The sequence below is a fragment of the Rhizobium sullae genome (assembly GCF_900169785.1).
In the GTDB taxonomy this organism is placed as follows: Bacteria; Pseudomonadota; Alphaproteobacteria; order Rhizobiales; family Rhizobiaceae; genus Rhizobium; species Rhizobium sullae.
On record NZ_FWER01000022.1, the window covers coordinates 24,003 to 36,009 of the forward strand.

A 12,007-nucleotide genomic window follows, 5' to 3' on the forward strand; every position below is an offset into this window, starting at 1 on the left:
CTTCAATAGGTGGCGCGACCGCCCGACAGGTCGAAGGTGGCTGCCGTCGTAAAGCTGTTTTCCTTGGAGACCAGCCAAGCAACCATGGACGCTGCCTCGTCGACCTTCAAAAAGCGGCCGCGCGGGATGCGCGAGCGCATGTATTCGATGAACTCCGGCGTTAGCTGTTCGAGAATCCGCGTCTGAGCGGTTGCGGGCGTAATGCAGTTGACGGCGATGTCATAGCCGGCAAGCTCCTTGCCCAGCGATTTGGTAAGCCCGATGACGCCTGCCTTCGAGGCGGAATAGGCTGCAGCATTCGGATTGCCTTCCTTGCCTGCGATCGAGGCGATGTTGACGATGCGGCCGTAATTGCGTGCCTTCATGTCCGGAACGACGGCGCGGTTGACGTAGAAGGTACCGGTGAGATTGATATCGATGATCTTCCGCCACATGCCGATGTCATAGCTGTCAACCGGCGCGGCGTCTCCTGCAATGCCAGCCGAATTGACGACGATCGAAACGGGCGGGCGATCAGCGGCGGTGGCCGCATAGGCAGCCTCAACCTGTTCCCAGTGCGAGATATCGGCGACGGCGCTGCGAGTTCCAGCTCCGAGCGCAGCCTTGGCCTTCTCCAGCAATGGCGCGTCCATATCCCAAAGCGTCACCACCGCGCCGGAGGCGACGAGGCGGCTGGCGATCGCAAAGCCGATGCCTTGTGCACCACCTGTTACGATCGCGTGCTGGCCTTCCAGATCGATCCTGTTCATCCGCCCCTCCCCCTCACCAACGTCAACTGCACTCATCATTCCTTCACCGCGCCGGTCATCGACGAGACATAGTAGTCGACGAAGAACGAGTAGAGGATCACGACGGGCAGCGAGCCGAACAATGCACCTGCCATCAACGATCCCCATTCGAACACGTCGCCGCGCACCAGTTCCGTCAGAACGCCGACGGGGATGGTCTTGTTTTCCGACGACTGGATGAATGTGAGCGCGTAGATGAATTCGTTCCATGAGAGCGTAAAGGCGAAAATGCCGGCCGATATCAATCCGGGCACCGCAAGCGGGAGAATGATCTTCACCAGGATCTGCCAGCGGTTCGCACCGTCGACCAGAGCACTTTCCTCAAGCTCGAAAGGGATCGAGCGGAAATAGCCCATCAGCAGCCAGGTGCAGAAGGGGATGAGGAAGGTTGGATAGGTGAAGATCAGTGCCAGCCTGGAATCATATATTCCGAGCTTGAACACGATGAAGGCGAGCGGAATGAAGAGGATCGAGGGCGGCACGAGATAGGCGAGAAAGATCAGGAGCCCAACCGGGCGCGAGCCGGTAAAGCGCACACGCTCGATTGCATAAGCGCCGAAGACGGATGCTGCGAGCGATAGAACCGTCGAGCCGACCGCAACCAGCATCGTGTTCCAGAGCCAGCCAGGATAGGATGTTTCGAGGAACAGATATTTGATGTGATCGAGCGTCGGCTCCACGACCCAGAAGGGACTGTAATTGTTGTAGTCGGTCAGCTGCGAGTTCGGTTTGACGGCGGTGATCGCCATCCAATAGAACGGAAAGAGCAGCACGAAGACGAAGACCGCCATCGGCAGATAGAGCATGACGATCCGCCGTGGCAGGCGATTGAGATAGCTCATGCCCTGGACATTGTCGGTCAGAACCTGATCGGTGGTGTTGGCGTTCATGATTGTCTCCCGATCCTTAATCCTGGCCGCCCTGCTGCCATTTGCGGCGCTGCAGACCGAAGAAGCTGAACATGATGGCGGCAAGCAGGAAGGGAATCATCGCGACCGCAATGGCAGCACCCTCGCCCAGCTGGCCGCCCGGAATGCCGCGCTGGAAGGACAGCGTCGCCATCAGATGCGTTGCGTTGACCGGCCCGCCTTTGGTTAGCACGTAGATGAGCTGGAAATCGGTGAAGGTAAAGAGCACGGAAAAGGTCATCACAACCGCGATGATCGGCGTCAGCATCGGCAGCGTCACGTAGCGGAACCGCTGCCAGCTGGTTGCACCGTCGAGCGAGGCCGCTTCCTGGAGCGAGGCAGGAATGGTCTGCAGGCCGGCGAGCAGCGAGATGGCAACGAACGGGATGCCGCGCCAGACATTGGCGATGATGACTGAGATGCGCGCATTGGTGGGATCGCCGAGAAAATTGATCGGTCCGTCGATCAGGCCCATCTTAATCAGCGACCAGGAGAGGATCGAAAATTGCGCGTCGTAGATCCACCAGAAGGCCAGCCCCGAGAGAACCGTCGGAACGACCCATGGAAGCAAGACGATTGCGCGGAAGAATGACTTGAATGGCAGGTGCTGGTTGAGAAGCAGCGCCAGCCAGAGGCCGAGCACGAATTTCAGGATAGAAGCGACAACCGTATAAAGCAGGGTGTTGAAGACCGAGAGCCAGAAGACGGAGTCGCTGGCAAGGAACTGATAGTTCTCAAGGCCGATGAAGATACCGTCGCGACCGATTCGGGTATCGGTGAACCCGAGCCAGACACCGAGCCCCAGCGGATAGGTGAGGAAACATACGAGAAAGATGGCCGCCGGCAGCATGAAGAGGAAGCCGTGCACATTGTTGTTCTGCATGAGCGATGCGATCGGGCCGCGCGTCGTATCCCCGGATGTCACGGTCGACATGGTGGTATCTCCTGATGGACAATCGCAGCATGCCGTTGCCGGCATGCTGCAGACCTTTAAGCGGGCTTAAACACGGTAGTAGCGGTTTGCCCGGCGCTCCGCTTCCTTCATCGCGTCTTCGGGCGTCATCTGGCCCGTTACGGCAACGGCGAACATGTCGACGAGGACATAGTCGGCCATGGTGCCTGCCGAGGCATAGCCCAGCGGACCGGCATAGCCGTTCGGGCGAAGTGTCTCCGATGCACGGGCATAAGGCGCGTGTATCGGATCGGACGTCCAGACGGGATTGCTGGCGAAAGCCTTCAGAGGCTGGCAGCAATAGGCACTGGAACCCGTAATCCAGGCGTTCATCTGGTCAGCTTCCATCATGAACTTGATGTAGGCCTTGGCAGCTTCTGGATACTGGGTATGGTTGAAGAGAAGCAGCGAGCTCGTCTGGTGCAGCTCGACGCTCTTGCCGACTGGGCCAATCGGGAAGTTCGTGGTTCTCATATCCGCAGCGATTTCGGCAAGCTTTGGATCTTTCTTCGCCGCATAATAGACCGATACGCCGTTTGCGATCAGCGAAACCTGCCCGGCGAGGAATGCGCGGTTGTTGTTGATGTCCTGCCAGCTTTCCGTGCCCGGAATGAAGGTTGCATAGAGTTCCTTGGCATAGTTGATGGCAGCCAGCGTTTCAGGGCTGTTGATCGTCACCTTGCCGCTTTCGTCCACCATCTTGCCGCCATGGCTCCAAAGCAGCCAATGGGCGTAATTGTTGCCGTCGCCGACAGCCTTGCCGTGCGGGAAGCCGGCGGGCGTACCCTTGGCCTTCATCGCCTTGCAAAGTTCGAGGAGGCCCGCGGTGTCCTTCGGGAATTCGCTGAAGCCTGCCGCCTTCACGTGGCTGTCGCGGTACACGACGGCATTGCCGATCGCCGTCAGCGGCATAGCGATGAACTTGTCGCCGCGCGTTGCATAGCCGCGGACACCGTCATACCAGCCGCCGTACTTGTTACCGAGATAGTTGGCAAGCTCGGTCAGGTCGACGAGCTTGTCGGGATACTGGTGGGCGTCGTCGAACCAGCACATCACCATGTCCGGACCGGAACCGACATTGGCGGCAACGGCAGCCTTCGGGCGGATATCTTCCCAGCTTTCCTTGTCGACGCGAACGTCGACGCCGGTCGCCTCGGTGAACTTCTTGGTGTTGGCCAGCCAGGCCTCCTCGTCTCCTTTGACGAACGGCGTCCAGCGAAGAAGCCTGAGGGTTGCGCCCTCTTCCGGCTTGTAGCTCGGCTCCGCCTGGGCGAAGGACGGGCGTATGCCGAGCGGCGCCAGGCCCGCGATACCGGCGGCAGCCGCCGACGCAGCAAGGAAATCACGTCTTTTGATTGTCATAATACCTCCTCCTATAAAAGCGGGAGCGAATTCTCCGGCGTTCACTTTCCCGCTTCGTGAACGGCGGTCATCGCATCGGCGGATGGGCAGGAAAAGACTCCTCTTCTTCCCATGCCTCCGCTGAAGCGTTATCAGGCACTCAATCTCTGGCCGCTTTCGGCATCAAAGAGATGCACATGTGGCGCGTCGATCGAGACGCGCAAGATATCGCCGGGCCGCGCATTGACGCGTTCGCGGAAGATGCAGGTGACATCGCTGCCCGCGAGCTTGGCGATCAGCTGTGTCTCGTAGCCCATCGGCTCAATCACGACGATCTCCACCGGCAGGCCATTGGCGTCGAGCGTGATATATTCCGGGCGTAAGCCATAGATCAGATCGCGTCCCTTTGCGCCGGCGGGTGGATTTGCAACCGGCAGGACGGTTCCGTCCGATGCGATGAACTGATTGCCGTTGTCCGGATTGAGACGGCCCTTGATCATGTTCATCGCCGGTGAGCCGATGAAGCCCGCGACGAAAAGGTTGGCTGGTCTGTCGTAGAGATCGAGCGGTGCGCCCACCTGTTCCACGACGCCATCATGCATGACGACGATCTTGTCGGCCATCGTCATGGCCTCGATCTGATCGTGGGTGACATAGACCGTCGTGGTGCTGAGGCGCTGATGAAGCTCCTTGATCTCGGCGCGCATGGCGACGCGGAGCTTGGCGTCGAGATTGGAGAGCGGTTCGTCGAAAAGGAAGACCTGCGGATCGCGCACGATCGCCCGACCCATGGCAACGCGCTGCCGCTGGCCGCCGGAAAGCTGGCGCGGATAGCGGTCGAGAAGTTTGGTGAGGCCGAGGATGCCAGCGGCCTTGTTGACACGCTGATCCATGTCCGCCTTCGGCGCCCGTTTGAGCATCAGCGAGAAGGCCATGTTCTGCGCCACCGTCATGTGCGGATAAAGTGCGTAGTTCTGAAAGACCATGGCGATGTCGCGTTCGCCCGGCGCCAGCCCATTGACGACGCGGCTGCCGATGCGGATTTCACCGGCGGAAATATTTTCAAGCCCGGCAAGCATTCGCAAAAGTGTGGATTTTCCACATCCGGACGGTCCGACCAGGATCACGAACTCCCCGTCCGCGACCTCGATGTTCACACCCTTGATGACCGGGAACGCCCCGAATGATTTCCTGACATCGACGAACTCGACACTTGCCATAAAAGTTCCTCCCAGAACTTGTCTTCGCTTTTGGCCTCCATCTGCCGGTCATCCCTCCTCCAGGATATTCACCGCCAGGACTTAAGGCCAATTGAACTTCGATATGCTTATCCCCTGCCCACGAGCGGCATCTTTGTCGCCATCACCGTCATGGTCAGCACGTTTGCCTCCAACGGCAGGCTTGCCATGTAGACGACTGCGCGGGCGATATGCTCAGACGGGATCGTCGGCTCGCTGGCGGTCTCGCCATTTGCCTGCAGCACTCCCGAGCTCATCTTCGACGTCATGTCCGTTGCAGCATTGCCGATATCGATTTGGCCACAGGCGATATCATATGGCCGCCCATCGAGCGCCGTCGATTTCGTCAGGCCGGTGATCGCATGCTTGGTCGCCGTATAAGGGGCGGAATTCGGCCTCGGCGTCGTGGCGGAAATCGACCCATTGTTAATGATGCGGCCGCCGCGTGGCTCCTGCGACTTCATCAGCTTGAAAGCCTGCTGCGTGCAAAGAAAGGCGCCGGTCAGATTGGCCGCAACCACCCCGCTCCACTGATCGAACGTAACCTCTTCCAACGGGATCGCCGGAATGTTGCTGCCGGCATTGTTGACGAGAAGGTCGATCCTGCCGAACTCGGCTTTGATGTTGCCGAAAAGATCTGCGACCTGTTCGGCGACACCGATATCGCAGATCATCGCTCGGAGCGTGCCGCCGGTTTCGGCAGCGATCTCAGTGGCGGCTTTTTCGAGAACATCGCTCCGGCGGCCCGTGATGACGACGATATAGCCTTCAGCACCCAGTGCCTTGGCGATGCTGCGACCGATGCCGGTGCCTCCGCCGGTAACGAGCGCGACCTTACCTTTCTGCAGGGTTGCGGATTGCGGCATCTCAGATGTTCCCCCCGAGTTCATCCTCAATGTGGATCTTGATGATCTCGTCGAAATTGGTTTCGGCCCTGAAGCCGAGTGCGGTCGCACGCTGCGCATCGAAATCCGTCGCCCAGCCGGAAACAATTGCACGAATGACCGGGTCGGCTTCGCGGCGGATGAGCTTGACTGCCTTGTCGCCGGCAACGCGGCGCAGCGCCTCGATCTCTTCGCCGACAAGCGCGGAAAGGCCGGGCATGGTCAGATTCCGGCGTGGGCCGATTTTGCTGGTGTCGATACGCGCGGCATGGACGAAGAAGCCGACCGCCGAACGGGGGCTCGCAAACCAGTGGCGGACGTTCTCTTCAACCGGGAGCACGGCCTCCTGACCGGCAAGCGGTTCGCGCAGGATGTTGGAGAAAAAGCCGGAGGCGGCCTTGTTGGGCTTGCCGGGGCGAATGCAGATGGTCGGCAGGCGGATGCCGATGCCGTCGAAGATCCCACGCCGTGAATAGTCGGCCAAGAGGAGCTCGCAGATGGCCTTCTGCGTCCCGTAGCTCGTCAGCGGCGTCGTGAAGAAATCATCTGCGATCTTTTCCGGGAAAGGTTGCCCGAAGACGGCGATGGATGACGCAAAAATCAAGCGTGGCGTATAAGGTGCTTTCTGGCCCTCGTGCCGGATCGCCTCGAATAGCGAACGCGTGCCGTCGAGGTTGATACGATAGCCCTTTTCGAAATCCGCCTCGGCCTCGCCGGACACGATCGCCGCGAGATGGAAGATCAGATCCGGCCGCATCGCCGCAAGCCTGGCTGCGGCGCCGGTTTCCGATAGATCAAGCGCCAGCGCGTTGGAAACGGAGGCAAGTGCGGCAGGCAGCGGCGGAGCAATGACGTCGACGAGCGTCAGCCGGTCGATGCCGCGGCCCAACGCTTCGGCGTCGGAGCCGAGCTTTTCCACCAGTTTGCGGCCGATCATGCCAGCTGCGCCGATAACCATCACATGCATCTCAGGCAAATCTCCTCATACTATCCGGCTCAAGCCGGACTGCCGGCGGTCAACAGGACCCTTGTCGTTTCGTAAATACGCGTCAGGTGATGCTGGAACGCCGCCACGACGGCCTCCCGGTCATGCCGCGCGAGAGCCTCGGCGATCGCAACATGATCGTTGTAGCTGGCCTCGATGGCTCCCGGCTGGGACATGGCGTTGCGCCGGTAGTTCATCATGTAAGTGTACAGATCGGTGACGAAGTCGGCGAGCAGCGGGTTGCCGCAGGCGCGATAGATCGCAACGTGGAATTCGCGGTCGCAGATGAGAAAGCGCATCGCATCGTCCCCGCCCAGACGCTGCGCTTCCAAAAGGCTCTGCAGCTTGTTCAGCGTTTCGCCGTCTATCCTTTCGGCGGCGTCGCCGACGATCTTGAGCTCGATATGCAGCCGCGCGGCATGAACCGATTCCAGATCGTAACTGTCGATGGCGTTAGGGGATGCGATCGTGACGGTGATGTGGCTGAGGTCAACCTTGCCGACACGGCTGCGGCTGCCATGCGACACCTCGATAATGCCTTGCGCAGCAAGCATCTGGATTGCGCCGCGCACGGTTTCCCGGCTGACATGAAGAACATTGGCAAGCTCACGCTCGCCCGGCAGTTCGTCGCCCGGCCGCAGCATGTTTGTGGCAATCAGGACCATCAGCTTTTCAGCAATGACGTCTCGTGCGGTCTGGCGGGCGAGGCTTCGCCCGACATTCGGCACCTGCGTCAAGATCGGGCTCTCGTCCATGATCCGCATCACTCACTGATATACTGGTTGGTCCAGCAGATCAGTTGAGTAAAGGTTACGGTGCGACAGCCGTCAAGGGACATTCGTCGCCGCACCGCAGCATAGATTGTTCGCAAAGATGCGCATTGGCGCCGATGGTCACCTTCTGAGATTGCACGTGGCGCCGCGGCGCCACGTGGTGGGCACTTCACGTCGCGGGGCAGCCACTAGTGAAGGCCGCCCGACTGCGAATGCTGACCTCCGTGCCGCGATATGCCGGCAAGAGTTGCGCCTGCCGACCCTTTTTCGACGATTGTTGCCAGATCGCCAAGGGACAGTATGCCGACCAGCTGCTTGTTCCGGTTGACCACTGGAATCCGCCTGATCTGCTGATCGGCAAGATTCTTGCAGACCTCTTCCGTGTCTTGATCATCAAAGCAGTACCTGACCTCGGACGTCATGATATCGCCGACTTTCGCCTCGGGGCCCTGGCCCTGAGCAATAGCACGCACCGCGATGTCGCGATCCGTCAGCATGCCAACGAGCCGGTCATTGTCCTGGACCGGCACGACGCCAGCATCGAGTTCGGCCATGATCTTCGCCGCTTCCTGTATCGTGTGGTCCGGCCTGACGAGCCGGACGTCACGCGTCATCACTTCGCTCACTTTCATGGTCTTTTTCCTCCGCCTTGCATGGATTTTCCACAGGGGCCGAACGTATTGGACCCCCTAATGTTCCAAGCCGATTCGGCCGAGGTCGCGGCAGTTGTTTTTGCGGCTCGGGCCAGCCAAAAATGCGCCGATAATCCCGCCTGCTGAAGTTTTCTTTGCAGGGCAGCGAAACAATTACGGCCGATTGCGGTTGTGCTTATAGAGAAGGACTTTCGGGGTTTGACCGGCCCCTTGCAAAGGAGGGTGTGAAGATGAGCACATCCGGTCTCGATGTCTTCGACAAGACACTGCAAACCACCAATACCTGGCTGAACGAAATCATGGCCGATCATGGTCCCGACAGGCACGTCGCATGGCATATACTAGGCGCCGTCCTGAAGGCTTTGCGCGACAGGCTTTCGCCGGACCTTGCCGCCCATCTCGGTGCGGAACTGCCACTCATTGTGCGCGGCATTTACTACGACCAATACCGCCCTTCGAAGACGCCGGACAAAACGCGTTCACGTGATGAATTCCTCGAGCATATCGCGGAAGGGCTGAAATCCATTCGCCCGGTCGATCCCGCCGCTGCAGCAAAATCCGTATTCCAGGTTCTTGCCCGCCATATCGATCTCGGCCAATCGGCCAAGGTGCGCGATGCGCTGCCGAAGGAGATCCAGGCTCTGTGGCCCGAGAGCGTCGGCGTGAAATAGCAGTGGTAGACGTGCGATCCGTCTCGGCGCGGCAGGCGCAATGCGCGGCCCGATCGCAGCATTTCGGATCACATGAAATCGAACCAGCCTAGGACTGATAGGTTCCGGTAATGGTCGCTTCCGCGAGCACGTGTTTCCTTGCTTCGTTCCACATCGACGCGATACCGGCGTCGCCGGGAATCGAAAGGCTCGGGACATCCAGAGCGGCAAGGCGAAAGATATAGTGATGCGGGCGGTCACCCCGCGGCGGCTGCGGACCGTCATAGCGCGCATTGCCGAAATCATTCTTGTAAAAGCGTGCCGTGTTTTCCGGTGCGGTATCGGCGCTTTCGGCCAGAGCATCCCAATCGGAGGGGATATTGGCAATGCCGCAATGGCGGAAGGTACCGCGCGGCGCATCCGGGTCTTCGACGACCAAGACGAAGCTCCTCGTTCCCTCCGGAGCGCCGCTCCACTTAAGAGGCGGAAACAGATTTTCGCCGGAGCGCGCATATTTCTGCGGAATGGGTTTGTCCTGGGTGAATGCCGGGCTCATCAGGGTCAGTGCCATAGCTTCCTCCTCTTTTATCCTGCTGGCTCGCGCGGCCTCGCTTTTGCGTTGAAGCTAGATCAACCTGACGGCAGCGATATTGTTCCCGAGTTAATGGCGTTTCGAAACACTCAGACGATAGAGCACGTGCTCGGTGGCATAACGCGTCATCGGCGGCGCCCTAGAGCGCCGGATGTGGGGCAACCGTGCAACAGCTGAACGTCTTGAATGGAGAGCCGACCTCGTGGAGCTCGACAACTCTATGTCCATTCCTTTCCAGGCGGAGAATAGAAGCGCGAACGCGCTTTGGCACGGGAAAACAGTATCCTATAGCGCCCCAATCCATCTGTTTCAGCGAGATTGCGCTTCCTTGCTCGCCTAGCCAACAAGCGCGGAGCTACGGAATTGGGTTTCGGAAGGAGTTCGTTGTCTCCTGCAATGGTGGCCCAACCATCTATGCATACAAAGACACGCCGCACGCAAAGGCGCTTCGGGACCTGGTTTCCCAGGCGAGGCACAACGAAGATGACCCGATCTGGAAAGTCGCTCCCTCTTTGTGGATCAGCCGGTGGAACGTGCCGGGCCTGTGACCGGGTGGGCTGGATTGACCGCCACGAGGTCCGTCGCAAATGGGGGAATGCGGTTTTCGGCTCGCTGCAGCCTCGTCATCGATGCGACATTGCATCAACCTAGAATGCGCCGGGCGGTTTTCGCTATCGATTGGCGCGGCGAATCATCTCCTTGTAGGAATGTCAAAAACGTTCGGCACAATCATCATCTATTCGATCGCTTTTTCATCAGGTTTTCCACCATATCGGGGCCGAGAGCCTTTCCGAGTGCTTTGACACCGTTGTTAGGAAGCCTCAAGAGACCGTTGACCATGCCTTCCTTCCACGCATCGCCGCGATCCCATGCCTCCGCCCAAGCATCTGCCAGTTCGTCGCCGTGGCGCGTTTCTACGAGCGCTTCAAAGAGCAGGGAGGCCTGCGATAGGTCTTTGTCCGCTTTCACGCGTCCTAGCGTGTCTGTGAGTCTTCTGGAGGACACGATCAGCTTGTGGACGGCATACCTCTCTGGAGCGGGGACAAGGACGTTCACGCCTTCGCGGAAGAGAAGCACCGTGCCGACAGGCTCGTAGATCAGGTAATCGAGAAACCGCGGGTTTTCCGCCGAGGCACCGCCGAGGGCGGGCATGGGCGACGGCTCGCCCGTGTATTCGTCCGATCCCCGGTTTCCCGTCAGGAACTCTACCCGATAGCCCTTGGCATTCTGGAAGGCGACCACCTTGGCTTTGTCCGCCTGGTGCGGAACCGCTCGGAATTCGGGATCGACCGACTGGAGGACTTCCAGCACCGGAGGCAGGCTGTCCCCGACCTCCGAGCTGATTGCGAAATCCTGCGCGAAATCCGCGTCGCCCGTTTGCATGGCCGACGATGGCAGCCGGACGCCGAGCATCCCCGCATAGGTGCTAAATGCCACCGACCCGATCAGGACGGCCCGCAGCCGGAACAATCCGGCGTCCGCTAGGGCTTTCGTGACGTCGCCCGCAAATGGATCGGGACCGGGGAGGCCCGCACGGCGCAGCGTGCTAACCATGCGCCTCCGCTCCCGGATGTTGTCCTTGATCTCCTTGTGGGCCTTCACCCGCTCCGTGATCGCTTCGTCGCTGTGTGGGCCGACATAGCTTCGCTTGTCCTTGCCTTCGGGAGTGGGGAGATCGAAATACCAGTAATCGCGGCCCTTCACGGTAACGGTTACGAACCACCCCTCCATCGGGAAGTCCGCCAGAAATTGCCCGTCAAGCGTCCGCTGCGCCAGCTCCGCGAACATCGTCCGATAGCTGATGTCGATCTCTTTCATCATTGGCATCTTTTCCTTCTCGAGTGCAGCGGCCCTCTCGGCGGCAAGTTCGGCCATCGCCTCGTCGAAGCGACGCCTACCTTTTACGAATGAAGTCGTCTCCACTCATCTGACAGCGCCGTTATAAGTTTCTGCCAAGACCTTATAACGGGAGCCGCAACCCGCATCCTGATGTCGGTCCGCCATAAAATAGGCAGGTGCGAAGAAGTTGAACGTCCACATGGCGGAAGCTAAGAATGGGTTAGCTCCTACGACAAATACTACAAAAAACCCGCACAACCGGAATTAGATATACATGTCGGGTTCCAGTTCGTTGGCTGCTCGGTCAGCCTATCGGACTGCACAGCTAAGTCGATCACATGATGCACGAGGAACGCATCGATGAGGTAGTCGGCATAATCCAGCGTCATCGGCAGCATCCCGTC

Annotated in this window: 12 protein-coding genes; 1 reads left to right on the forward strand and 11 read right to left on the reverse strand. The window is 59.5% G+C overall.

Going from position 1 to position 12,007, the window contains the following annotated elements:
• Positions 1-2 precede the first annotated feature (2 nt).
• From BN1800_RS20090 to BN1800_RS20130, 9 genes are all read right to left on the reverse strand, one after another.
• Entirely contained in the window at positions 3-749 is a 747-nt protein-coding gene (locus BN1800_RS20090; RefSeq protein ID WP_087000452.1) for an SDR family NAD(P)-dependent oxidoreductase, read from the reverse strand.
• 35 nt (positions 750-784) lie between these two features.
• The gene (locus BN1800_RS20095; RefSeq protein WP_027510397.1) at positions 785-1,678 is read right to left on the reverse strand and encodes a carbohydrate ABC transporter permease; all 894 of its coding nucleotides are present in this window, start codon (positions 1,676-1,678) and stop codon (positions 785-787) included.
• 16 nt (positions 1,679-1,694) lie between these two features.
• Positions 1,695-2,630 carry a carbohydrate ABC transporter permease gene (locus BN1800_RS20100; protein WP_027510398.1) on the reverse strand — a complete coding sequence of 312 codons (936 nt, stop codon included), beginning with the start codon at positions 2,628-2,630 and terminating at the stop codon, positions 1,695-1,697.
• A gap of 66 nt (positions 2,631-2,696) precedes the next feature.
• Complete coding sequence (locus BN1800_RS20105; protein ID WP_087000454.1) at positions 2,697-4,010, reverse strand: ABC transporter substrate-binding protein; 1,314 nt, start codon at positions 4,008-4,010, stop codon at positions 2,697-2,699.
• Between the two features lie 131 nt (positions 4,011-4,141).
• Complete coding sequence (locus BN1800_RS20110; protein ID WP_087000456.1) at positions 4,142-5,209, reverse strand: ABC transporter ATP-binding protein; 1,068 nt, start codon at positions 5,207-5,209, stop codon at positions 4,142-4,144.
• Between the two features lie 107 nt (positions 5,210-5,316).
• Positions 5,317-6,093, reverse strand: coding sequence for an SDR family oxidoreductase (locus BN1800_RS20115; RefSeq protein ID WP_087000458.1), 777 nt, complete (start codon positions 6,091-6,093; stop codon positions 5,317-5,319).
• A 1-nt stretch (position 6,094) separates the two neighbouring features.
• Positions 6,095-7,078 carry a D-erythronate dehydrogenase gene (denD, locus tag BN1800_RS20120; RefSeq protein ID WP_087000460.1) on the reverse strand — a complete coding sequence of 328 codons (984 nt, stop codon included), beginning with the start codon at positions 7,076-7,078 and terminating at the stop codon, positions 6,095-6,097.
• Between the two features lie 29 nt (positions 7,079-7,107).
• Positions 7,108-7,851, reverse strand: a complete 744-nt coding sequence (locus BN1800_RS20125; protein ID WP_087000462.1) for a FadR/GntR family transcriptional regulator — start codon at positions 7,849-7,851, stop codon at positions 7,108-7,110.
• Positions 7,852-8,057: 206 nt separating this feature from the next.
• Positions 8,058-8,501: a CBS domain-containing protein gene (locus BN1800_RS20130; RefSeq protein ID WP_027510404.1), complete on the reverse strand. Its 444-nt coding sequence runs from the start codon at positions 8,499-8,501 to the stop codon at positions 8,058-8,060.
• 251 nt (positions 8,502-8,752) lie between these two features.
• On the opposite strand from BN1800_RS20130, the gene BN1800_RS20135 reads away from it, so the two are divergent.
• On the forward strand, positions 8,753-9,193 hold the full coding sequence (locus BN1800_RS20135) for a DUF2267 domain-containing protein (protein ID WP_087000464.1): 441 nt from the start codon (positions 8,753-8,755) through the stop codon (positions 9,191-9,193).
• Between the two features lie 88 nt (positions 9,194-9,281).
• On the opposite strand, the gene BN1800_RS20140 is transcribed toward BN1800_RS20135, so the two are convergent.
• Both BN1800_RS20140 and BN1800_RS20145 read right to left on the reverse strand, forming a co-directional pair.
• Positions 9,282-9,743, reverse strand: a complete 462-nt coding sequence (locus BN1800_RS20140) for a YbhB/YbcL family Raf kinase inhibitor-like protein (RefSeq protein WP_027510406.1) — start codon at positions 9,741-9,743, stop codon at positions 9,282-9,284.
• A 753-nt stretch (positions 9,744-10,496) separates the two neighbouring features.
• Positions 10,497-11,585 carry a nucleotidyltransferase family protein gene (locus tag BN1800_RS20145; RefSeq protein ID WP_087000557.1) on the reverse strand — a complete coding sequence of 363 codons (1,089 nt, stop codon included), beginning with the start codon at positions 11,583-11,585 and terminating at the stop codon, positions 10,497-10,499.
• Between the last annotated feature and the right edge of the window lie 422 nt (positions 11,586-12,007).